This window comes from Mesorhizobium sp. B2-6-2, from assembly GCF_006440615.1.
Lineage (GTDB): Bacteria > Pseudomonadota > Alphaproteobacteria > Rhizobiales > Rhizobiaceae > Mesorhizobium.
The window spans coordinates 201,275-223,327 of sequence record NZ_VFUG01000002.1; the positions used below are offsets into that span (position 1 = coordinate 201,275).

The 22,053-nt window shown below is 64.2% G+C and carries 19 protein-coding genes, 1 tRNA gene and 1 pseudogene; 5 read left to right on the forward strand and 16 right to left on the reverse strand.

Translation table 11 applies throughout. From position 1 onward, the window contains the following. Positions 1 to 5 precede the first annotated feature (5 nt). The 12 genes from FJ419_RS06365 to FJ419_RS06425 all read right to left on the reverse strand — a co-directional run bounded on the left by FJ419_RS06365 (position 6) and on the right by FJ419_RS06425 (position 14,540). Positions 6 to 1,634 (reverse strand): choline dehydrogenase, encoded by a 1,629-nt coding sequence (locus FJ419_RS06365; RefSeq protein WP_140688596.1) that lies wholly within the window; start codon positions 1,632 to 1,634, stop codon positions 6 to 8. A gap of 6 nt (positions 1,635 to 1,640) precedes the next feature. Beyond that, positions 1,641 to 2,402: a 3-ketoacyl-ACP reductase gene (locus FJ419_RS06370; protein ID WP_140688597.1), complete on the reverse strand. Its 762-nt coding sequence runs from the start codon at positions 2,400 to 2,402 to the stop codon at positions 1,641 to 1,643. A gap of 208 nt (positions 2,403 to 2,610) precedes the next feature. After that, complete coding sequence (locus FJ419_RS06380) at positions 2,611 to 4,113, reverse strand: GMC family oxidoreductase (protein ID WP_140688598.1); 1,503 nt, start codon at positions 4,111 to 4,113, stop codon at positions 2,611 to 2,613. A 5-nt stretch (positions 4,114 to 4,118) separates the two neighbouring features. Next, complete coding sequence (locus FJ419_RS06385) at positions 4,119 to 5,234, reverse strand: ABC transporter ATP-binding protein (protein WP_140541876.1); 1,116 nt, start codon at positions 5,232 to 5,234, stop codon at positions 4,119 to 4,121. Positions 5,235 to 5,255: 21 nt separating this feature from the next. Next, on the reverse strand, positions 5,256 to 6,200 hold the full coding sequence (locus FJ419_RS06390) for a carbohydrate ABC transporter permease (RefSeq protein ID WP_140688600.1): 945 nt from the start codon (positions 6,198 to 6,200) through the stop codon (positions 5,256 to 5,258). Continuing rightward, complete coding sequence (locus FJ419_RS06395) at positions 6,197 to 7,156, reverse strand: sugar ABC transporter permease (protein ID WP_140688602.1); 960 nt, start codon at positions 7,154 to 7,156, stop codon at positions 6,197 to 6,199. The genes FJ419_RS06390 and FJ419_RS06395 overlap by 4 nt, the downstream gene beginning before the upstream one ends. Before the next feature lie 126 nt (positions 7,157 to 7,282). Continuing rightward, entirely contained in the window at positions 7,283 to 8,536 is a 1,254-nt protein-coding gene (locus tag FJ419_RS06400; RefSeq protein WP_140688604.1) for an ABC transporter substrate-binding protein, read from the reverse strand. Between the two features lie 58 nt (positions 8,537 to 8,594). Then, positions 8,595 to 10,106 (reverse strand): aldehyde dehydrogenase family protein, encoded by a 1,512-nt coding sequence (locus FJ419_RS06405; RefSeq protein ID WP_140689319.1) that lies wholly within the window; start codon positions 10,104 to 10,106, stop codon positions 8,595 to 8,597. 10 nt (positions 10,107 to 10,116) lie between these two features. Then, positions 10,117 to 10,893, reverse strand: coding sequence for an enoyl-CoA hydratase/isomerase family protein (locus FJ419_RS06410; RefSeq protein WP_140688606.1), 777 nt, complete (start codon positions 10,891 to 10,893; stop codon positions 10,117 to 10,119). Next, positions 10,886 to 12,487 (reverse strand): acyl CoA:acetate/3-ketoacid CoA transferase, encoded by a 1,602-nt coding sequence (locus FJ419_RS06415; protein WP_140688608.1) that lies wholly within the window; start codon positions 12,485 to 12,487, stop codon positions 10,886 to 10,888. The genes FJ419_RS06410 and FJ419_RS06415 overlap by 8 nt, the downstream gene beginning before the upstream one ends. Next, complete coding sequence (locus tag FJ419_RS06420) at positions 12,484 to 13,500, reverse strand: Gfo/Idh/MocA family oxidoreductase (RefSeq protein WP_140688610.1); 1,017 nt, start codon at positions 13,498 to 13,500, stop codon at positions 12,484 to 12,486. The genes FJ419_RS06415 and FJ419_RS06420 overlap by 4 nt, the downstream gene beginning before the upstream one ends. After that, positions 13,497 to 14,540, reverse strand: a complete 1,044-nt coding sequence (locus FJ419_RS06425; protein WP_140688612.1) for a LacI family DNA-binding transcriptional regulator — start codon at positions 14,538 to 14,540, stop codon at positions 13,497 to 13,499. Before FJ419_RS06425 ends, FJ419_RS06420 begins: the two co-directional genes overlap by 4 nt. Before the next feature lie 240 nt (positions 14,541 to 14,780). Here FJ419_RS06425 and FJ419_RS06430 point away from each other — a divergent pair, with 240 nt between their 5' ends. Continuing rightward, positions 14,781 to 15,935, forward strand: coding sequence for a dihydrodipicolinate synthase family protein (locus FJ419_RS06430; protein WP_140688614.1), 1,155 nt, complete (start codon positions 14,781 to 14,783; stop codon positions 15,933 to 15,935). 74 nt (positions 15,936 to 16,009) lie between these two features. Then, positions 16,010 to 16,132: pseudogene (locus tag FJ419_RS06435) on the forward strand (GDP-mannose 4,6-dehydratase); the annotation flags it as partial. 122 nt (positions 16,133 to 16,254) lie between these two features. Here FJ419_RS06435 and FJ419_RS06440 read toward each other — a convergent pair. Then, positions 16,255 to 16,329: transfer RNA gene (locus FJ419_RS06440), tRNA-Val, on the reverse strand. 115 nt (positions 16,330 to 16,444) lie between these two features. Further along, entirely contained in the window at positions 16,445 to 16,807 is a 363-nt protein-coding gene (locus FJ419_RS06445) for a response regulator (protein ID WP_006199474.1), read from the reverse strand. Between the two features lie 150 nt (positions 16,808 to 16,957). Here FJ419_RS06445 and FJ419_RS06450 point away from each other — a divergent pair, with 150 nt between their 5' ends. After that, positions 16,958 to 17,914: an N-formylglutamate amidohydrolase gene (locus FJ419_RS06450; protein ID WP_140688616.1), complete on the forward strand. Its 957-nt coding sequence runs from the start codon at positions 16,958 to 16,960 to the stop codon at positions 17,912 to 17,914. A 356-nt stretch (positions 17,915 to 18,270) separates the two neighbouring features. Next, positions 18,271 to 19,044 carry a histidinol-phosphatase gene (gene hisN / locus FJ419_RS06455; RefSeq protein WP_140688618.1) on the forward strand — a complete coding sequence of 258 codons (774 nt, stop codon included), beginning with the start codon at positions 18,271 to 18,273 and terminating at the stop codon, positions 19,042 to 19,044. Positions 19,045 to 19,102: 58 nt separating this feature from the next. On the opposite strand, the gene FJ419_RS06460 is transcribed toward hisN, so the two are convergent. After that, on the reverse strand, positions 19,103 to 19,555 hold the full coding sequence (locus FJ419_RS06460) for a hypothetical protein (RefSeq protein WP_140688620.1): 453 nt from the start codon (positions 19,553 to 19,555) through the stop codon (positions 19,103 to 19,105). Positions 19,556 to 19,837: 282 nt separating this feature from the next. Continuing rightward, positions 19,838 to 20,794 (reverse strand): alpha/beta hydrolase, encoded by a 957-nt coding sequence (locus tag FJ419_RS06465; protein ID WP_140688622.1) that lies wholly within the window; start codon positions 20,792 to 20,794, stop codon positions 19,838 to 19,840. 618 nt (positions 20,795 to 21,412) lie between these two features. Between FJ419_RS06465 and FJ419_RS06470 the strand changes: the two genes are divergently transcribed. Beyond that, positions 21,413 to 21,880, forward strand: a complete 468-nt coding sequence (locus tag FJ419_RS06470) for an Hsp20 family protein (protein WP_095766320.1) — start codon at positions 21,413 to 21,415, stop codon at positions 21,878 to 21,880. Positions 21,881 to 22,053: the final 173 nt, after the last annotated feature.

Sequence of the window (22,053 nt, forward strand, 5' to 3'; positions counted from 1 at the left end):
ATGCCTCATGCCGCCTGGTTGCCCTTGAACACGGCCGGCGGCAGCGGCTCGCGGCCGAGGATGAGATCGGCGCCCTTTTCGCCGACCATGATCGTCGGCGCATTGGTGTTGGAGGAGGGAACGCGCGGCATCACCGACGCATCGCAGACGCGCAGACCTTCGATGCCGCGCAGCCTCAAATCCGGCGTCACCACGGCCATCGCATCATGCCCCATGCGGCAGGTGCCGACGGGGTGGTGGTCGGTCTTGGAGGAGCGGCAGGCGTAGTCGAAGAGGTCCGCGTCGCCTTGCAGGGCAGGGCCGGGCAGCACCTCGCGCAGCACATAAGGCTGCAGCGCCTTCTGCCGCATGATCTCGCGGGCCAGCCGCAGGCCCTTGATCGACATGTCGCGGTCGTAAGGGTCCGACCAGTAGTTCGGATCGATCAGCGGGTGGTCGGCCGGGTCGGCGCTCTTCAATCGCACCGTGCCGCGCGAGCGCGGGCGCAGGAAGGCGGAGTTCAGCGTCACGCCGGGATTCTTCAGCTTCTCGACGCCGGCCTCGATGCCGGAGCCGAGGCCGAGATGGAACTGGATGTCGGGCGAGGCGGCGGTCGGGTCGGCGTACCAGAAGCCGCCGGTCTCGAACAGGCTCGAGGCGACGGGGCCCTTCTTGAGCAGCAGATATTGCAAGCCGGCCCACATCGTGCGGTGCAGCTTGGCGTAATTGTCGTAGGTGTGATCGCCGGTGCATTCGGCAATGACGAAGAGGTCGAGATGATCCTGCATGTTGGAGCCGACGCCGGGCAGGTCATGCACGGGCGTGACGCCCACCGACTTTAGATGGTCCGCGGGGCCGATACCGGATTGCATGAGGAGTTTTGGCGAACCGATCGCGCCCGACGAGACGATCACCTCGCGTTCGGCGCGCAATATGGTCTTCTCACCGCCCGGCTTGTCGACGATCTCGACGCCGACGGCGCGACCCTTCTCGACAACGACGCGGGTGACGAGCACATCGGTCCTGACCGTCAGGTTCTTGCGGCTGCGGATCGGCTTCAGATAGGCGACGGAGGCCGACGAGCGCCGCGCGTCTTTCTGGGTCAGCTGATAGTAGCCGACGCCTTCCTGGCTGGCGCCGTTGAAGTCGGGGTTGAAGGGTATTCCCATTTCCTGCCCGGCGCGGAAATAGGCCTCGCAGATCGGCAGCGGCGAGATCGGGTTGGAGACGCCGAGCGGCCCTTGGTCGCCATGGAAATCGTTGGCGAAGCGCTGGTTGTTCTCGGCGCGCTTGAAATAGGGCAGAACATCGCGATAGCCCCAGCCGGCCAACCCCTCTTCCTTCTCCCAGGCGTCATAGTCGCGGGCATTGCCGCGCGTGTAGATCTGGGCGTTGATCGACGAGCCGCCGCCGACGACCTTGGCCTGCGTGTACCAGAAGACGCGGTCCTTCATATGCCCCTGCGGCACTGTCGACCAGCCCCAGGAGGCGATGCCCTTGGTCATCTTGGCAAAGCCCGCCGGCATGTGGATCAGCGGGTGCCAGTCCTTGCCGCCGGCCTCCAGAAGCAGGACGGAATTGGACGGATCCTCGCTCAGCCGGTTGGCGAGAACGCAGCCGGCCGGACCGGCGCCGACGATGATGTAGTCAGCCATTGTTCCTCACAAGCGTGGCACGGAGAGCGCGCCGTCGACATCGATGACCGATCCTGTCGAAAAGCCGAATTTTCCGGAGGCTAGCGCGGCTACGACGGCGCCGATGTCGCCGGCCTCACCCCAGCGTTTTGCCGGCACCAGGCCGTCCTCGATCAGCGCGTCATATTTGGCGGAAACGCCAGCCGTCATATCGGTTCGGATGATGCCCGGCCGGACCTCGAACACGCCGATATTTTCGGGTGCGAGCCGCAGCGCCAGGTTCTTCACCCACATGGACAAGCCGGCCTTGGAGATGCAGTAGTCGGCGCGTTCCGGCGAAGCCATGGCGGCGCTGACCGAGGTGATGGTGATGATCGATCGGACGGCGTTTGCGGGTGCCGCAAGCATGACCTTGGCGACGGCCTGGCTGAGGAACACTGTACCGCGCAGGTTGATATCCAGAGCGCGGTCGAAATTCTCCGGCTTCAGCTCCAACAGATCGCCGCGCACCACGGCGCCGACGCCGGCGTTGTTGACCAGGCAATCGATCCGGCCGAAGGCGTTGGTTGCGGCTTCGACAAGTCTCGAATGGCCGGCGAGATCAGCGATGTCGCATTGGGCGTAAGCGAACTTCGCGCTGCGTCCGGCGATGTTTTCGGCGAGACCGCCGACGGGATTGTCGGCAAGGTCGGCGACGAGGAGGTCGAAGCCGGCGTCCGCCAGCGCCTCGGCGCAAGCGAGGCCGATGCCACGCGCGCCGCCGGTGACGATGGCTGCCGGGCGGGTCATTGGAGACTAGCCTTTTGAACGTTCGCGCTGCCCCTCATCGCCCTGCCGGGCACTTCTCCCCGTATAGTGACGGGGAGAAGGAAGCCTTTGTCGCCGGCTTCGCCAGTCGCAAGCGTTGCAGAATGGGTGCCGGCGTTGCGGCCAGCCTTCTTCTCCCCGTTTACGGGGAGAAGGTGCCGGCAGGCGGATGAGGGGTGGCGCCGGCCTATCATGAAGAAAGCTCCGTCCTGCGAATATGGTCGGCCACGCGCAGCGCCTGCGCCGCGATCGATAGCGCCGGGTTGACGGCGGCGGAGGTCGGCAGGAAGCCGCCGTCGACGACGAACAGGTTTTGATGGTCCCAGGCGCGGCAGTAGGGGTCGAGCGGCGAGGTGGCCGGATCGTTGCCCATCTTCACGGTGCCGCATTGGTGCGATGGCGTGCGCTTGTCGAAGGGCCGCGACAACACGATCGGATAGCCGCAGGCGCGAAGGTTCTCGCGCATGACCTTGGTCAGGCCATCCAGCGACTGCATGTTGGAGCGCCGCCACTGCATGACGATCTCCTTGCCGTCGACCATGATGCGGCTTTCGGGATCGGGCAGGTCCTCGCACATCAGATACCAGTCGACGGCGTGGCCGGCCACGAAGTCGAGCGCGAATTTCGGCATCCTCTTCACATTGGCCTTGAGCATGTTGCCGTCGATCTTGCCGAGCAGTTGCACATTGCCGAGCGGCTTGCCGCCCTTGCCGTCCGACAGATAGTAGTCGTTGAGCATCAGCGTCTTCTGGTAGACGGATGTGTTGCGGCGGCGCGGGTCGATCGCCAGCATCGCGCTCGAATTGTGATTCATGAAATTGCGCCCGACCTGGTCGGAGCTGTTGGCGAGGCCCTTGCCCGTTGCGGAAGGTGAACGCAGCAGGATGGCAGCCGAATTGATCGCGCCTGCGGACAGGATGACGAGCTTCGGCGACAGCGTCTTTTGCGCGCCGTTTTGGGTGTAATGGATGGCCGCGATCGACCTGCCGTCCGGCGCGGTTTCGAGCCAGTCGACATGCGCGCCGGTCTCAAGCCGGATGTTCTTGTCGGTGAGTGCGGCCGTCAGCGGCCCGGTCTGGGCGTCGATCTTGCCCTGGCCGGTGTTGGGGAAGGCGTCCCAACCCGTCTTGCCGTCCTTCAGCCAGGCCTCGATGTCGACGCCGAGCGGCAGCGAGGCGGGGTGCAGTCCAAGTCTCTTCAGCTCGGCGCGGGCGCGCGCGATCGGCGGCTCGTCCGGCACCGGCTTGAAGGCGTAGGGGATCGAATGGAACGGCTCGGTCGGATCCTCACCGAGCGCGCCGCGCACGCGAAAAAGCTGCTCGGCCTTCGAATACCATGGCTCGAATTCATCATAGGAAAACGGCCAGGCCGGCGAGATGCCGCCGAAATGCTCGAGCTCGGAAAAATCCTCCTTGCGGTAGCGGATGAGGACGGCGCCGAAGAATTTCGAATTGCCGCCGACATAGTAGTAGTTGCCTGGGTTGAAGGCGGCACCGCCGGCCTCGCGCCACATCTCCTTCGGCCGGTAGTGCTCGTCGATGAAGATCGATCGCGTCGAGCGCGCATGCGGCGTCGCGGGCAGCGGCTCGCCGCGCTCCAGGATCAGGATCGAGGCGCCGCTGCCGGCCAAGCCGGAGGCGATCGTGGCGCCGCCGATGCCGGAGCCGATGATGACGATATCCGGGTTTGCCATAGCTTTTAAAGAATGCGCTTCTCGGTCGCCGGGTCGAAGAACACCGCCTTGCTGAGGTTGAAGGCCAAAGGCGTGCTGGTGCCGGGCTGGATATTCGCATCGGCCCTCAGCCGCGCCACCACGCCCTTGCCGCCCAGATTGGTGACGGCGAAAGTGTCCGATCCCGCCGGCTCCACCACTTCGATATGGCAGTCGGCCGTAGCGATGCTGGAAGCGTTGCGTTCCGCACCTTCCGGGTCGGTCAGCGCTTCGGGGCGCACGCCGAAGATCACCGGCTTGTCCTTGAAGGCCGCAAGGCCGGAGGGCGCGCCAGGCATCGGCAGCACGATGGGCTGGCGCGCCTCGCGGTCGAGCACCACCGAAAGGCCGCTGCCATTGGCGCCGATCTTGGCCGGAATCAGGTTCATCGCCGGCGAGCCCATGAAGTCGGCGACGAAGATGTTGGTCGGGTTGTTGTAGATCTCGGCCGGGGTGCCGAACTGCTGCACCTCGCCGTCGCGCATAACGGCGATCTTGGTCGCCAGCGTCATCGCCTCGATCTGGTCGTGCGTGACATAGACGATGGTCGTGCCCGTCGTGGCGTGCAGGCGCTTGATCTCGATGCGCATGTCGACGCGCAGCTTGGCGTCCAGGTTGGAGAGTGGCTCGTCGAACAGGAAGAGTTTCGGGTCGCGCACCAGCGCCCGGCCCATGGCGACGCGCTGCCGCTGGCCGCCGGAAAGCTGGCTCGGCTTGCGTTTGAGGAGATGGCCGATCTGCAGGATCTTCGCCACCTTGTCGATCGCCGCCTGGCGCTCGGCCGCCGGCACGCCGCGCATCTCCATGCCGAAGGCGATGTTGCCGGCCACCGTCATGTTCGGATAGAGCGCGTAGCTCTGGAACACCATGGCGATGTCGCGCTTCGAAGGGTGCAGGTCGTTGATCGCGCGACCGTCGACGCGGATCTCGCCCTCGGTGATCTGCTCCAGGCCGGCGATGGTGTTGAGCAGCGTGGACTTGCCGCAACCGGACGGACCGACCAGCACCAGGAAGCCGCCTTTTTCGAGCTCGACATCGATGCCCTTCAGGATCTCGACATTCCCGAAGCGCTTCTTCAGCCCATCAATTTCCAGAAAAGCCATGGTCGTTCCTTCCAAATGTGGTCAGCCCTTGACCGCGCCCGCCATCAGCCCGCGCACGAAATAGCGGCCGGCGACGACATAGACGATCAGGGTGGGGAGCGCGGCAATCATCGCCGCCGCCATGTTGACGTTGTATTCGACGACGCCCGTCGAGGTGTTGACGACGTTGTTCAGCGCAACCGTCATCGGCATTACGTCGCCGGAGCCGGCATAGGCGGAGGCGAACAGGAAGTCGTTCCAGATGTTGGTGAACTGGTAGATCACGGTCACAACGATGATCGGCAGCGAATTGGGCAGCATGATGCGCCGAAATATCTGGAAGAAGGACGCGCCGTCGACTTGTGCCGCCTTCACCAACTCGGTGGGGAAGGCCTCGTAATAATTGCGGAAGAAGAGCGTGGTGAAGCCGAGGCCGTAGACCACATGGACGAAGACGAGATTGACGGTCGAATTGCCGAGGCCGAAACTAAAGCCGGTGGCGTTCTGCAAGGTGACACCGAAGCGGCCGAGGCTGCCGAGGATCGTCGCCATCGGCAACAGCACCGACTGGAACGGGATGAAGCAGGCGAACAGCATCATGGCAAAGACCAGCGTGTGGCCGCGGAAGCGCCATTTGGTCAGCACATAGCCGTTGAGCGCGCCGAGCAGCGTCGAGATCAGCACCGCCGGCACTACCATCTTGATGGAGTTCCAGAAGTAGCCCTTCATGCCGACGCAGGTCAGGCCCGAGCAGACTTCGCTCCACGCCTTTATCCACGGTGCGAAGGTCGGCGCATGCGGCAGCGACAGCATGTTGCCGTTCTGGATCTCGTCCATGGTCTTGAACGAGGTGACCAGCATGACGAAGAGCGGCATCAGATAGAAGATCGCGAACAGCCCGAGCAGCCCGTAGATGACGATGCGGTTGAGCGTCCTGGCGCGGGCGCCGCTTGCGGTCCGGCGGGCGGGTGAAGCGACAGCGCTCATCGCGACTTCTCCCTGAGCTCGGAATAGAGATACGGAACGATGATGGCCGTGATTGTCATCAGCATGATCACGGCGCTGGCCGAGCCGACGGCCATCTCGTTGCGCTTGAAAGTGTACTCATACATGAAGTTCGACGGCAGCCAGGCCGAGCCGCCCGGCCCGCCGCTGGTCAGCGCCACGACAAGGTCATACGACTTGATGGCAAGGTGCGCGAGCACGATGAAGGCCGACAGGAAGATCGGTCGCAGCAGCGGGATGACGATGCGGCGATAGAGCTGGAAGGCGGAAGCGCCGTCGATCTGCGCGGCCTTCATGATCTCGCCGTCGATGCCGCGCAGGCCGGCCAGGAACATCGCCATGACGAAGCCGGACGCCTGCCAGACGCCGGCGATCACAACCGTGTAGATGACGAAATCCTTGTTCTTGATCCAGTCAAAATGGAAGCTCGTCCAGCCCCATTGGTGCAGCGTCTGTTCCAGCCCGAGGCCGGGATCGAGGAACCATTTCCACGCAACGCCGGTGACGATGAAGGAGAGCGCCATAGGGTAGAGGTAGATCGGCCTGAGCATGCCTTCGCCGCGGATCTTCTGGTCGAGCAGGATGGCCAGGAACAGGCCGAGCGCCAGGCAGATCAGGATGTAGAGGAAACCGAATATGCCCATATTGGTGATCGACGTGTACCAGCTCGATGGCGGGTCGGTGTCGAAGGTCCAGCCCCACAGCCGCCGATAGGCGCGCGAGCCAGTGATGACATAGGACGGGAAGGTCTTTGAATTGGTGAAGGACAGATAGATCGTCCACAGAATGAAGCCATAGACGAAGACGATCGTCGCCGCGAAGCTTGGCGCCAAAACGATCTTCGGCAGCAGGTCCTGCAGCCGCGAACGGACCGACGCGCCAGGGCGGGCGTCATGCTCCGGCGTCAGCTTGATCTGGGTTTCGGCAACTGTGCTCATCGGCTCGTCCAGTACCGGTTGGTCGGAAACCGCCCGGCGCGAAACGCACCAGGGTCTTTCCCGCACCTTTTGTCGACGGGAGATCTCCCCCGCCGAAGCGGGGGAGACCCGAGTTCAAGTAACGGCCTACTTGGCGTCGTCGATCGCCTTGACCAGCTCGGTCACCGCCTCGTCCGAGGTCTTGATCTGGCCGTGGACGAACTTGGTCACGACATCCTTGTAGGCATTGGCGATCGCGGGCGGGGCGCCATAGCCCTGGGCCAGCGAACCGAACAACGTGCCCTTCTCGTTGGCGGCCTTAAGGTCGGCGATGCCCTTCTTGCCGCAGGCGTCGAAGTCGGTGTCCGGAACGTCGGTGCGGGCCGGAACCGAGCCCTTGACGACGTTGAAGGCCGACTGGAAGCTCTTCGACAAAGTGGCGGTGGCAAGTGCGGCTTGGGCGGCCTTGCGGTCGTCAGATACGTCGAACATGCCGAACACGTCGGAATTGTAGACGACGCTGCCGTCGGTGCCCGGGAAGCGGTAGCACAGGAAATCCGTACCCGGGGTCTTGTTGGCGGCGTGGAACTCGCCCTTGGCCCAATCGCCCATGACTTGAACCAGGGCATCCCCCTTGATGACCATGGCGGTGGCGAGGTTCCAGTCGCGGCCCGAGAAGTTCGGGTCGACATAGGTGACGAGCTTGGCGAGGTTGTCGAACGACTTCTTCATCGTGTCGGACTTCAGCGATGCGTCGTCGAGGTCGTTGAAGGCCTTCTTGTAGAACTCAGGTCCGCCGGTCGACAGCACGACAGAGTCGAACATGGTGGCTTCCTGCCAGTTCTGGCCACCCAGGGCAAGCGGAATGACGCCGGCCGCCTTGGCCTTATCGAGCAGCGCAATAAGGTCGTCGAAGGTCTTGGGCTCGGTGCCGCCGATCTTGTCCATCACCGCCTTGTTGATCCACAACCAGTTGACCGAATGGACGTTGACGGGCACCGCGACCCATTTGCCGTCATAGACGGTAAACTTCTGCAGCGCCGCGGGAACAACCTTGTCCCAGCCCTCCTTGACGGCGATGGCGGTGATATCGCCCATCTTGCCGGCCGCCGCATAGTCGAGCGCGGTGTAGCCGAGCATCTGAGAAGCCGTCGGCGGATTGCCTGCAGCCACCATTGCCTTCAGCGCGACCATTGCGGGGTCACCGCCACCGCCGGCCACCGGCACGTCCTTCCAGGCATAACCTTCCTTGGCTAGATCCTGCTTCAGCACGTTCAGAGCAGCCGCTTCGCCGCCCGACGTCCACCAATGCAGCATCTGCACTTCCTTGACGTCCGCGGCGTTCGCCGAGAACGCAAAGCTCGTCGCAAGAGCCGTTCCGATAAGCAGTTTGCGCAACATGTACTACCTCCCTTGTTGCATTCACAGAACCGGCGGGTGTCCGCCGGGGTCTCCCAACTCAGCCGACCCACCATCCGGTGCGCTGGCCGCGATGAAACTGGATAGTCTTTTCCTCGGTATAATCCTCGACAGCGCGTTTGCCGAGTTCGCGTCCCAGACCGGACTGCTTGTAGCCGCCGAAGGGCAGTTCGGGATAACCTTCCATGAACGTATTCACCCAAACCGTCCCCGAACGCACGCCGCGCGCCACCGACATGCACGTGTCGATACCGGCGCTCCACACCCCTGCGGACAAACCATAGGGCGTGTTGTTGGCAATGCGCAATGCCTCTTCAATCGTTTCAAAAGTGAGCACGGACAGCACCGGTCCGAACACTTCCTCGCGCGCGATCGCCATATCCTCCGTGACGTCACGGATGATGGTCGGATCGAGATATTGACCGGCATTGGATGCAAGCCGCGCGCCACCGGCGAAAACGCTGCCGCCGTCGGTTTTCGCCGCCGTCACATAGCCGGCTACCCTTTCCATATGGTCGGCCGAGATCATCGCGCCGACCTTGGTGCGGTCGTCGAGCGGATCGCCGACGCGGACCTTCCGGGACAGCGCCTTGACCGCGTTGAGGAAGTCGTCGGCGATCGCCTCATGCACGATGAGGCGGCTGCCGGCATTGCAGCATTCGCCGGCGTTGAAGAAGCCGCCGAACACCGCGGCATCCGCAGCGGCCTCGAGGTCGGCGTCGGGCAGGACGATCTGGCCATTCTTGCCGCCGAGCTCCATCGAGACCTTCTTCAAGGAATCGGAAGCGGCGGCCATGGTTATCTTGCCGACGAGGGTCGAGCCGGTGAAGGAGACCATCTCGACCAGCGGGTGGCTGACCATCGGCGCGCCGACGTCGGCGCCGTAACCGGCGAGAATGTTGACGACGCCGGCTGGCAGCCCGGTCTCGAGCAGCATGTCGCCGAGCACGAAAGTGGAAGCGGACGTCATCTCGCTCGGCTTCACCACCGCCGTGCAGCCGGCGGCGAGCGCGAAGGGCAGCTTTTGGCTGACGATCAGGAAGGGGAAATTCCACGGCGTGATGATCGAGACGACGCCGATCGGTTCGCGCAGCACCACGCCCAGCATGGAGTCGCCCAGATTGGCGTAGCTTTCGCCATGCAGCGTGCGGGCAAGCGAGGCGGCATAGCGCCAGATGTCGATCGCGCCGCCGATCTCGCCGCGCGCCTGGGTGATCGGCTTGCCGGATTCCAGCGCGTCGAGGCGCGCAATCTCTTCCAGCCGGCTCTCGATCAGGTCGGCAGTCTTCAGCAGAATCGCCGCGCGTTCCGATGCCTTCATGCGCGGCCACGGGCCGTTCTCGAAGGCGTTATGCGCGGCCTGCACCGCCGCCTCGACTTCCGCCGCGCCCGCTTGCGCATAGCGCGACACGACGAAGCCATGGCCGGGGCTGGCGCGTTCGATGCTGCGGCCGTCGCGGGCATCGACATGCCTGCCATCGATCAGCAGCTTGTAGGCCTTCGGCGCGTGGGACGCCTCGGCCGGCATGGTAATGTTGAGCGGTGCGTTCATCATGTCTTCTCTAGGATCTCGAAAAGGCCGGCTTCTGCTTGGCCTTGAAGGCGTCGACGCCGGCTTTGAGGTCGCCTGTCAGCGCGATGAAACCGCTGGCCAGCGCCTCGGTCGCGGCGGCGTCTTCCTCGCCCTCGGCAACGCCGATCATCAGCTTCGCGGCCTCGGTCGCCAGCGGACCGCGCTCGGCGATCTTTTCGGCCCAGGCTTTGGCTTCGTCGAAAGCCTTGCCTGTTTCGACCAGCCGGTCGACGACGCCGTGCGCCAGCGCCTCGGCTGCCGGGAAAATCTCACCGCCAATCGCCATCCGGCGCACGATTTGTGCACCGAAGCGGCGCACAGCGCGCTGGGTGCCGGACCAGCCGGGAACGACGCCGATCAAGGTTTCGGGAAAGCCGAGCTTCACCTGCATTTCGGCGACGCGGAAATCGCAGGCCGCGGCCAGTTCCAGCCCGCCGCCCAGCGCATGGCCGGAGAGCACAGCGATGGTCGGCTGCCTGAGCCGCGCCAGCCGGTCGAAGACGCGGTGGCCGTAGCGCACCCATTGCACCTGGAAGTCGGCGGCGCTCATGGCACCCCAGGCCTCGACGTCGCCACCGGCGCAGAAGCCCTTGCCTTCGCCGCGGACGAGCACGGCGCGAACGCCCTCGGCCAGTTCCGCTTCGTCGAGCGCCGTCTCGAGCGCACGCAGCATCGGGATGTCGAGGGCGTTGAACTTTTCCGGCCGGCACAGCGTGACGATGCCGACGGCGCCGTCCTTTTCGAAGGTGACGAGACCCTCAGCCATGCGCGCCTCCGAGCGAAGCGCCGCCATTGAGCGACAGGCCGATCGGCCGGTCGTGGTAGAGTGCCGCAGGCGTGACCTTGAGATCGTTCGCCACAGCGAGCGGGATCTCAGCCTGCGCCAGCACATCGCGTTCGAGATCGATGCCGGGGGCCAGTTCCGTCACCATCAGCCCGTCCGGCGTCAGCTTCATCACGCAGCGCTCGGTGACATAGGTGATGTCCTGTCCTTGAGCGACCGCCCGCTTGCCGGAGAAGGAGATGTGCTCGACCTCTGCGACCACCTTCTTGACCTTGCCTTCCTGATCGATGCGGATGGCGCCATCCGCCAGCGAGAGTTTCGCGCCGGCATTGAAGAAGCCGGAAAAGACGATCTTCTTCGCCCGCGCGGTGATGTCGACGAAGCCGCCGGCGCCTGCCGTCACATGCGGCCGCGCCGAGAGCTTCGAGACGTTGACCGAGCCATGCCGGTCGATCTGCAGGAAGGAGAGCAGCGAGGCGTCGAAGCCGCCGGCCTGGAAATAGATGAACTGGTGCGGCGAGGGCATGATTGCCTCGGCGTTGGAGGCACAGCCGAACTTGAAGTCGAGCAGCGGCACGCCGCCGACCGCGCCCTGCTCGATCACCCAGGTGACCTTGCCGTGCTGGCCTTCCTCGAGAAGGATGCGCGGCACGTTGGCCGAGATGCCGAAGCCGATGTTGACGGCCATGCCGTCGCGCAATTCCATGGCGACGCGGCGCGCGATGACCTTCTGGATGTTCATCTCCGGCGTGCGGAAGGTCGACAGCGGCCGGAAAATCTCGCCCGAGATCGCTGGGTCATAAGAGGTCTGCGTCGTCTGCAACTGGTCGGGCGCCACCACGATATAGTCGACCAGCACGCCGGGCACACGCACATCGTGCGGCTTCAGCGTGCCGTTCTCGACGACGCGCTTGACCTGCGCAATGACGATGCCGCCATTGTTGCGGGCGGCCAGCGCCTGCTCCAGCCCGCCGAGATAGGCGCCCTCATGCTCGTAGGTGAGATTGCCGCGTTCGTCGGCCGTGGTGGCGCGAATGATCGAGACATTCGGCACGATGGCGCGGAAATAAAGCCATTCCTCGCCGTCGAACTGCTCAACCGAGACGATCGGCTCGCTGGCCGCGGCGTTCATGGCGCAACCCTGGTGGCGCGGATCGGCAAAGGTGTCGAGGCCGACCTTGGTCAGCACGCCCGGACGCTTGGCGGCGGCCTCGCGATGCATGTCGAACAGGATGCCGGACGGCACGTTGTAGGCGGCGATCGAATCGTCGCCGATCATCTTCCAGATCTGCGGCGGCTCGGCAGAGGAGGGGCCGGACGGATAGGAGCCGCAGAGCGTGCGCTTGAGCAGGCCCGGCTTGGCGAGATGGTCGATACCCTTGATGCCGTACATGTCGCCGGCGGCGATCGGATGCAGCGTGGTGATCGCCTGCGGATGGCCTTCCGCCTCGAAACGCTCGCCGATCGCGGCAAGCACGGCGTCGGGACAGCCGAGCCCGCTCGACGACGACACCGAGACGACCATGCCGTCCTTGATCAGGCTGGCGGCATGGGCCGCCGAGACGAGCTTGCTCACGCGAGGCCCCCAAGTTGCGGGTCGATGGCGACGGCCTTGCCGGTGTTCGACGATTGCAGTGCTGCTTCGGCCGACGCCAGCGACCAGACGCCGTCCTCGCCGGTGGCGGCAGGATGGCCTTCGCCGCGGATCGCGGCATGGAAGTGGCGCAGCGAGCGGGTGTAGAGATCCTCGCGGTCGAAGCCCAGCTCTTCTTCCCCGCTCGCGCTGCGCAGCAGCACCGAGCCGACCGGCTTCTGCGTCATCACATTGGCGGCGATCAGCGAGCCTTCCGAGCCATGCACCTCGAAGCCGGTGCCGGCGAATTTCGTGGTGAAGCCCTCATGCGACTGGGCAATCACGCCCGACCCGAAACGCCAGATGCACATGGCGCCGTCCTCCAGTCCGCCGCCGGCCATGCCGGCGGCTTGCGTGAAGGCCGAAATCTCGACGGGGTCGTCGTCCAGCACGAAGCGCAGCGTGTCGGCATCATGCACGGTGATGTCGAGCACCACGCCGCCGCCGGCCTCAGGCCTGGCGATGCGCCAGCCCTGCAGGTTCTCCGGCAGGTAGACGGAGTGGAAGACGCGTGCGGCGATCGGCTTGCCGATGCGGCCGGCGGCAATCGCCTCGCGCATGGCGCGGTGGGCGCCGGCATTGCGCAGATGGTGATTGGTGCCGAAGACGATGCCGGCAGCTTTCGCGGCGACAACCATCTCACGCGCATCGGCGCTCGTCAGCGCCAGCGGCTTCTCGCACAGCACATGCTTGCCGGCCTTGATCGCGGCAAGCCCCTGCTCGAGATGCAATTCGTTGGTGGTCGAGATGTAGACGGCGTCGATGTCCGAGTTGAGCAGCGCGTCGAGAGACGAGACTGCGCGTGCGATGCCGTTTTCCCTCGCATAGGTCTCGGCCCGTTCCGGGCTGGAGCTCATCACGGCGGCGACCTCGCCGTCGGCCTGCGCGCGGATGGCATCGATCATGAACTGTCTGGCGATCGTGCTGGCGCCGATCAGTCCCCATCGCACGCTCACGCCGCGTCTCCCACTTGGCTGTTGCGGTCCGGGCCGCTGCTTTCCCGCACGACCAGGCTGACGGCACCAATATGGTTCTCGGCGCGCGTGGTGCGCGACTGGATCATCTTCAGCATGACGTGGGCCGCGCGCTCGCCGAGGCCCGCGGTGTCGACGGCGACGCTGGTCAGCGCCGGACTGTAGTGCTCGGCCTCGGCGACATCGTCGAAGCCGACGACGGCGAAGTCTGCGCCCGCCTCGAGACCGCGCTTGCGCAATGCCAGCATGACGCCGAAGGCTACCGCATCGTTGAAGCACAGCGCCGCGGTCGGTGGCTGCCGCACGGCAAAGGCCGTCTCCAGGCAGGCCATGCCGCCCTTGCGGTTCGTCTCGCCCTCGACGATCAGCCGGTCCGGAGCCGGGATGCCGAGCGTTTCGCAGGCTTCGAGGAAGCCGCCCAGGCGCTCCTGATAAACAACGAGATCGGATGAACCGCCGAAGAAGGCCAGGCGGCGATGGCCCCTGCGGATCAGATGTTCGGCGGCAAGCACCGCGCCGCGATGATTGTCCGGCGCGATCACCGGAATGCGGCTGTCCGGCAGCCTGCGCATGGTGAAGACGATCGGGACGCCGGCCGTCTCGATGCGGCGGAAGGTACCGGGCGACGTGCCCCGCGCCGGCGAGACGATCAGGCCGGCGACGCCCTGTTCCATCAGCGACTTCAGCACCTCTTCCTGACGTACCGGGTTTTCCGCCGTGTTGGCGATGAAGGGGACTACGCCCGCCGCCTGGAACACGCGCTCCATGCCGACCGCCAACTCGGCGAAAAAGGGGTTGGTGAGATCGTTGATCACCATGCCGATGACATTGGAATGGGCCTTGCGCAGATTGGCGGCGCCGCGGTTGTAGACATAGCCGACATCCTCGATCGCCTTGCGCACCTTGGTCGCGGTTTCAGGCCGGATCAGCCCGCTGCCCTGCAGCACGAGCGACACCGTCGATTTGGACACGCCGGCCTCGCGCGCGATGTCCAGGATCGTCGCCTTGGCCCGGCTGGCCATCCTCGTCTCGTCCTCCCAGTTTGACAAAATCTATTGGAACGTTCTAATCATCGATCCAAATCCGAGTCAATTGCGATTGCGACGAAAATCGAAAAATTGATTGAAGCGGTTCAAAACCTCAGCAAATGCAAGGGACACCTCCAGGAGGGCACGGTGTCTTCCAACCTGGATCCGTTGAACCATCAAGATCCTTGATTTATTGGAACGTTCCATTTATAGCGGCCGCAACGGGAGAGAACCATGGACATCACCTTGCCTGCGGCAAACGGCGACCGGGTCAGCTACCGGCTCGTCGGCAAACCGGTCGAACCGATCAAGGGCGCACGCTTTTCGCGCATCGCCTATGCCGCCGCCCATGTCGTTGCCGATCCCATCGCCATGACCGATCCGTGGTCGCGGCCGGCGGTCGACTGGGACAGGACGATGGCGTTCCGCCATCATCTGTGGCGGCTCGGCTTTCGCATCGCCGAAGCCATGGACACGTCTCAGCGCGGGATGGGTTTCGACTGGGCGAGCGCGAAGGAGCTGATCCGCCGCTCGATCGCGGAAGCCAAAACGGTGCGGGGCGCCGACCTTGCCTCGGGGGCGGGAACCGACCATCTGGCGCCGGCGGCGGCCAAGACGCTCGACGACGTCGTCGGCGCCTATGAAGAGCAACTCGCCTTCATCGAAGGCGAGGGCGGCAAGGCGATCATGATGGCGAGCCGCGCGCTCGCGGCGGTGGCAAAGGGGCCGGACGATTATGCCCGCGTCTATGACCGCATGCTGTCCCAGGCATCGGGCAAGGTCATCCTGCACTGGCTGGGCGACATGTTCGATCCGGCGCTCAAGGGCTATTGGGGCAGCAACGATTTCGATGCCGCGCTCGACACGGTCGTCGCCATCATCGAGCGGCACGCGGGCAAGGTCGAAGGCATCAAGATATCGCTGCTCGACGCGGAGAAGGAAGTGCGGCTGCGTGACAGGCTGCCCGACGGGGTGGTGATGTTCACCGGCGACGATTTCAACTATCCCCAACTGATTGCCGGCGACGGCAGGAAACACTCGCACGCGCTGCTCGGCATCTTCGACGCCATAGCGCCGGTGGCAAATGCCGCGCTGGCGAAGCTGGCAGAGGGTGACAAGGCCGGCTACGACGCGCTGATGGCGCCGACCGTGCCGCTATCGCGAAAAATCTTCGAGGCGCCGACCGAATACTACAAGGCCGGCATCGTCTTCATGGCCTGGCTGAACGGGCATCAGGACCACTTCACGATGGTGGGCGGCATGCAGTCGGCGCGCGGCATATGCCACTACGCGGATGTCTTCCGGCTCTGCGACCAGGCCGGGCTGCTGGCCGATCCCGATCTTGCCATCGCCAGGATGAAGACCCTGCTGGCGGTCGCGGGCGTTTAAGCCGGCCCCCGCGCGGGAATTTGCGTTTCGGCGACAAATCGTATTCGCTTGCCGAAAAATAGGCGCGGGCGCACATGGCAATGGCGGACAAAGTCGCCCCGGCAGACAAGGTCGCCCTTGTCACCGGGGTTACCGGGCAGGACGGGGCATATCTGGCCGAGCTGCTGCTCGGCAAGGGCTACGTCGTCCACGGGCTCGCCGTCTTGGGCGAAATGCTTGTGCTCGTTCGAAGAGATCTCGGGTAATCGCGAACCGCAGTGCAGCCAGACAGTCACGCACAGGGTTCTGTGCTCGCCAGATATCTAACTTATTGGAAGGATGGTGGGCGTGACAAGGATTGAACTTGTGACCCCTGCAATGTCAATGCAGTGCTCTCCCGCTGAGCTACACGCCCATCCGAAGCCGCGCATACACCACTTTTGATCCGGCGCGTCAATAGCGGGAATGTGGAAAGACGGCTTGTGTTTGTCGCATCGGCGCGGCGCATCGTCGATGCCTGCCGAAGTGGCTCAGGCCGCCTGCAGCATCTTCTCGACCTCGTTGACGAGATCGCGCAGGTGGAAAGGCTTCGACAGCACCTTGGCGTCCTTGGGCGCCTTGGAATCCGGATTGAGCGCGACCGCGGCAAAGCCGGTGATGAACATCACCTTGAGGTCCGGGTCGATCTCGGTGGCGCGGCGGGCAAGCTCGATGCCGTCCATCTCCGGCATGACGATGTCGGTCAGGAGCAGCGAGAAAGGCTCTTCGCGCAGCCGCTCATAGGCGCTGGCGCCATTGTCGAAATCGCTTACCTGGTAGCCGGCGCGTTCCAGCGCCTTGACGAGGAAGCGGCGCATATCGTCGTCGTCTTCCGCCAGCAGAATGCGTGCCATCATATCCCGTCCGAATCACCCGCCCCAAGCCTGCCGCCGGGCAAGGCTGTTAACCATGCTGTATATGAGGATGTGTCGGTAAACATCAAGTGAATGAAGGGCGTCCCACATCCGGTTCAAGCTGCGGTTTCGTCGCCTGAAATGCTGGACATGCCGCACGCAAGGTGGCAAGTTTTACGTCATGATGCAGTGCTGTTTCCTGGTTCGTGCAAATTGAAAACGGCAGCCGAGGATTTTTCGGTCGTCCCACCCTTCGAAATCCGATCGGGCGCCGAACAGCGCGTCCCCTTCCTGTTCAACTCACCGCATAGCGGCCGCCATTATCCGGAGCGCTTCTTGGCCATGGCGCGGCTTGACCGCAACGCCATCCGCCGGTCGGAGGACTGCTATGTCGAGGAGCTTTTCGGCGGCGCCGTGCCGCTCGGCGCGCCACTGCTGGCGGCCAATTTTCCGCGCGCCTATCTCGACGTCAACCGCGAGCCGTGGGAACTCGATCCGCGCATGTTCGCGGAGCCGGTCCCGTCCTTCTGCAACATCCGTTCGGCGCGTGTCGCCGGCGGGCTGGGCACGGTGCCGAAGCTTGTCGGCGAAGGCCTCGATATCTATCCCGGCCGCCTGCCGCTGGCCGAGGCGGTGGCGCGCATCGAAGCGGTGTACAAGCCTTATCACGAGACGCTGAAGCGGCTCCTGACCAGGACGCATGCCAGGTTCGGCTATGCCGTGCTGATCGACTGCCACTCGATGCCGGCCAGCATACGCGTCGGCGACAACGGCGTGCGGCCCGACTTCATCATCGGCGACCGGTTCGGAATCTCGGCCTCGCCGGCGCTCACCGAGATGGCGATTAGCCTGCTTGTCCGCATGGGCTACACCGTCGCGCATAACAAGCCCTATGCGGGAGGGTTCATCACCGAACATTATGGCAGGCCGGCGCGGCATCTGCATGCGTTGCAGATCGAGGTCAATCGCGGGCTTTACATGGACGAGCGGACGTTCCAGAAATCGGCCGGCTTCGACGCCTTGGCCTGCGACCTGAGCCGCTTCTCGGCCGACCTGATGTCGATGCCCGACCACCATTTCGTCGATTTGCCGCTGGCGGCGGAATGACGGCGCGGTCGGCGCGCCCAGTTCTTGTAAACGCAATTCCGGACGGAAAACCGCTTCACATTTTTCCCGGAATTGCCTGAAAAAAAGACCGCATCGTTTTCACGACACGGTCGAAGTCTAGGGAGGAAACGCCCAAGGAGGGCATGGACAGGAAAACCTGTCCGATGACAAAATTATTGTGCGCCGCACAAATGTCAATCGACAGCGGGCTTTTTTAATTCAATATGATGTGGAAATTCCGCTTCGGCGGCTCAGATGTGACATTCGGGCAACAGAAAACGGGCGTCTGACCGGTCTTCAGCGCGCCTGTTCCGCGATAAGGAGCGGCCGGCAACGGCCGCGATGGGGAGAGCGACTTGGATATCAGCACCGATTTCATGCGGCGCATCGCGCATGCCGCCGCCGCCGAAACCTTGCCGCGTTTCCGCAGCCAGGGGGCGGTCACCAACAAGCTTGCGGGAAGCTTCGATCCGGTAACGGAGGCCGATCGCGAAGCCGAGCGCGCGATCCGGGCGCTGATTTCGTCCGAATATCCCGAGCACGGCATCCTCGGCGAGGAGCACGGCAGCCATAACCTCGCCAGCCGGCATGTCTGGGTGATCGACCCGATCGACGGCACCCGCGCCTTCATTTCCGGTATCCCGGTGTGGGGAACGCTGGTCGGGCTGACCGTCGATGGCGAGGCGGTCGCCGGCATGATGTCGCAACCCTTCACCGGCGAGCTGTTCTACGCCAACGCTTCCGGGTCGCATTATGAAGGACCGGGCAGCCCGCGCCGGCTCGCGACCCGCAAGACGACCGAGCTCGCGCAAGCGACGCTGTTCACGACCACGCCGGCATTGTTCCAGGGCGATGCGCGCAAGCGCTATGACCAGTTCGAGACAAAGGTGCAGCTCGCCCGCTACGGCACCGATTGCTACGCCTTCGCCATGCTGGCGGCCGGCAGCATCGACATCGTCGCCGACCCGGGCCTGAAGCCCTACGACATCGTCGCGCTGATCCCGATCATCGAGAAGGCCGGCGGCGTCATCACCACTTTCGAAGGCGGGCCGGCGGAGAAGGGCGGCGATATACTGGCGGCAGCGACGCCCGAGCTTCACGCGGCAGCGATGGCGGCGCTGCGCGGCTGAGCACCAGGTGGCCCATGAGACCGTTTCATGCAACGCCGATGCAAGACTGCGGCGCGCTCTAGCTCTCCGTTGACGAAGGCTCTGCAAGGCGCAAGCCCCACAGAATGAGCGCGAAAGCAATGAGGCCGGTCGGCGCCGACGAATACCCGATGCCCTTGATCGCCGTCTCCTCAAAGGCGCTGCCGTGGAAGGCTCCGGCTGCCAGAGGCATCGTCTCGTTGCCGGCGCCCCAGACGCTCGCCATCACGTAGGCGGCCAGAATGGCAAGAGCCGAATAGATCAGAAGCCAGAACGCAACCCGCGATGTGGCGGCGCTGAGGCTGAGCCTTTCCCAAAGGAGACCCAGCGCCAGCAGGAGAACGGCCTCCAAGCCGCTGAGCGTATGCGCCGACAGCCCCAGGCGCGGTGCGGCGAGGTATGGGATTGCAAATCCTTCGAATGACGAAAACAGCAGTAGGGCGACGCCGATCTGCAACAGGCGATGCCCCTGACGTGACAGCAATGCGTTCATGTCCGTTCCTCCTCCCGGTCCTTTTCGGCTGGCGCATGGCGCCGGAAGGTATCTAGCGCTCGGTGCCTTGGCGGAAACGAGGTGTCGCTCCCGCGCGAGCGCGCCTTCAGTTAAGCCGGTTCCGCCCGCGTTTGCTGCAGGATCGGCAATGACCATGCAGGTGACAACGCCGCCGCGTTCAGCCGAGATTTGTGGACCGAGCGGCGAGGTCGAACCCACCGGCCGTGAAGCTCGTGTGCCAGCCGTAAGGCGTCGCCGGCGGCCGCCGCCCACGATCGGGCGTCAGATGGCATCACCCGTGCCGGGGATGAAGGCGTCGAAAGCGGCCAGGAGCTGCTCGCGGTAGATGTCCTTCTCCTGCAGGATCTCGTGCTGCGCGCCGTCGATCATCAACAGCGAGCCGACGCGCAGTTTCCTGGCATAGGCCTCCACCGCCTTGGTCGAGACCACCCGGTCGGCGCCGGCAGCGACGATCAGCATCGGCACCTTCACCCTGGCCATGAAATCCGGATCGCTGACGGCTTTCGCGGCGGCGGCGGCGGCCCTCAGCCAGCGGATGGTCGGGCCGCCGAGCGCGAGCTGCGGCCAGGCCTCGTAGATTCCGACATTGCGCCGGTAGCGCGCAGGATCCGAGGTCACCTTGTTCACCTCGAAAGCGGGCGCCACTTTCGGGCGCGGACCGAGCGCGGCATAGAGCCGGCCGAGACCGAGCGCGCAAAAGACCGCGCAGACGCGCCGGACCGTGGCGATCGAGACCGGCAGGTCCGGCACTTCGAGAAAAGGAGCCAGCAGCACCATGCGCCGCACCCGGTTGACCATCGACGGCGAGGCAAGCAGCGCAATCACCGCGCCCGTGGAGTGCGCGAGGATGTAATAGGGGCCGCGGCAGTCGGGCAGCACGATTTCTTCGAAGAATTGCTCGAGATCACGCGTATAGTCGCGGAAGCTGCGGACGTAGCCGCGCTGGCGGTCACGTAGCAGGCGGCTGGAACCGCCCTGGCCGCGCCAGTCGAGAATGGCGACGCCGAAGCCGCGATCGGCGAGATAGCGGATGGTCTCGAAATATTTCTCGATGCATTCGTTGCGCCCGGTCAGCAGAACCACCGTGCCCTGCAGCGGGCGGCTGACAGCGGCAAAGACGCCGTAGCGGATCTTCTTGCCGTCGCGTGTGGTGAAGAAGCCGCCCGCGGCATTCTGCGGCGCGGGATTGTCCTCGGTCAGATGGAAAAGATCCGTCATGCGGCGTCGTTGCTTGTTCTTTGCCCGGACGGGCGAGGCGTCGGCATGGTGATAGACGGCCAGGCGGCAAAAGCAAAGGCGTTGCGAGGATTTACGCGGTTGCCGCACATGACCCCGAAAATCGGAATCGATTTTCGGAAAGGATCATGCGCGAAATCAAAAGTGCTACAGCGTCCTTAGCGCGTCCAGGGGACGCGCGGCGCTGTAGTGCGGGGAAGGCCGGAAGTGCCTGCGGTGCACTTCCGGCCTCTGTCGATCCGGGAGGAAGGGACGTTGCACCCGGTTCGGCCTCGTCGCGGCGCAGGGGAGTGGGCGCCGCTTGTCTCTCTGTCTTGACGCGCAATTCCGGACGGAAAACCGCTTCACACTTTTCCTGGAATTGCTCGAACTTGACCAAAGCCTAATGCCGCATGACTGAACGGAGGCCGAAGCGGTGGTTCATCCACCGTTCATGAACGTGGCTGCATTGCGACCAAGGAAAACCTTGAAATGGCTTTTTGAGCTTCCCAAATGAAGGTTGTGGCCGCCGATGTCGGGGCCGCTGGCCTATCCGGAACGCCTTTCGAGGGTTTCGCACCGGGTCATACGCAAACCATGTTGCTCAAAAGGAGAACACTCATGCGTCACGTTGATTTTTCCCCGCTTTATCGTTCGACCGTCGGCTTCGACCGGCTGTTCACCATGCTCGATTCGCTCGGCCAGCCCGAGACCGCGCAGACCTATCCGCCCTATAATATCGAGCGCACGGGCGAGAACGCCTATCGCATCTCGATGGCCGTTGCCGGCTTCTCGGAAGACGAGATTTCGATCGAAGCCCACCGCAACGTTCTGACCGTCAAGGGCGAGCGCAAGGAAGAGAACAACAGCGAGGGTTCGGAGCTGCTTTACCGCGGCATCGCCTCGAGGTCCTTCGAGCGCCGCTTCCAGCTGGCGGATCACGTCGAAGTGGAAGGCGCCACGCTGAAGAACGGCCTGCTCTTCGTCGACCTCAAGCGCAACATTCCCGAGGAGCTGAAGCCGCGCAAGATCGCGATCACCTCGTCCGCGGATAAGGCCAAGCAGATCGAAACCAAGGCCGCCGCGTAACCTGCGGGCTCCATCGCAGACAACGTCTCCCTCCCGAGACGAAAGCGGCGCCGCGAGGCGCCGCTTTTTATTGGTGCCGCCGGCAACGCGCCGTCATAGAAGCCCAGCACGTTCGGCGCCGAACGGACCAGCCGCATCGTCGAGCCGAGAGACGGCTTGGTCATCTGGCTGCT

Coding starts and splice junctions, on each gene's coding strand:
- FJ419_RS06445 (WP_006199474.1), bottom strand. CDS start 16,807: ATGGCACGCATTCTGCTGGCGGAAGACGACGACGATATGCGCCGCTTC.
- FJ419_RS06460 (WP_140688620.1), bottom strand. CDS start 19,555: ATGAACGCATTGCTGTCACGTCAGGGGCATCGCCTGTTGCAGATCGGC.
- FJ419_RS06395 (WP_140688602.1), bottom strand. CDS start 7,156: ATGAGCACAGTTGCCGAAACCCAGATCAAGCTGACGCCGGAGCATGAC.
- FJ419_RS06450 (WP_140688616.1), top strand. CDS start 16,958: ATGCCGCACGCAAGGTGGCAAGTTTTACGTCATGATGCAGTGCTGTTT.
- FJ419_RS06385 (WP_140541876.1), bottom strand. CDS start 5,234: ATGGCTTTTCTGGAAATTGATGGGCTGAAGAAGCGCTTCGGGAATGTC.
- FJ419_RS06400 (WP_140688604.1), bottom strand. CDS start 8,536: ATGTTGCGCAAACTGCTTATCGGAACGGCTCTTGCGACGAGCTTTGCG.
- FJ419_RS06370 (WP_140688597.1), bottom strand. CDS start 2,402: ATGACCCGCCCGGCAGCCATCGTCACCGGCGGCGCGCGTGGCATCGGC.
- FJ419_RS06470 (WP_095766320.1), top strand. CDS start 21,413: ATGCGTCACGTTGATTTTTCCCCGCTTTATCGTTCGACCGTCGGCTTC.
- FJ419_RS06430 (WP_140688614.1), top strand. CDS start 14,781: ATGGACATCACCTTGCCTGCGGCAAACGGCGACCGGGTCAGCTACCGG.
- FJ419_RS06365 (WP_140688596.1), bottom strand. CDS start 1,634: ATGGCTGACTACATCATCGTCGGCGCCGGTCCGGCCGGCTGCGTTCTC.
- FJ419_RS06390 (WP_140688600.1), bottom strand. CDS start 6,200: ATGAGCGCTGTCGCTTCACCCGCCCGCCGGACCGCAAGCGGCGCCCGC.
- FJ419_RS06425 (WP_140688612.1), bottom strand. CDS start 14,540: ATGGCCAGCCGGGCCAAGGCGACGATCCTGGACATCGCGCGCGAGGCC.
- FJ419_RS06380 (WP_140688598.1), bottom strand. CDS start 4,113: ATGGCAAACCCGGATATCGTCATCATCGGCTCCGGCATCGGCGGCGCC.
- FJ419_RS06465 (WP_140688622.1), bottom strand. CDS start 20,794: ATGACGGATCTTTTCCATCTGACCGAGGACAATCCCGCGCCGCAGAAT.
- FJ419_RS06405 (WP_140689319.1), bottom strand. CDS start 10,106: ATGAACGCACCGCTCAACATTACCATGCCGGCCGAGGCGTCCCACGCG.
- FJ419_RS06410 (WP_140688606.1), bottom strand. CDS start 10,893: ATGGCTGAGGGTCTCGTCACCTTCGAAAAGGACGGCGCCGTCGGCATC.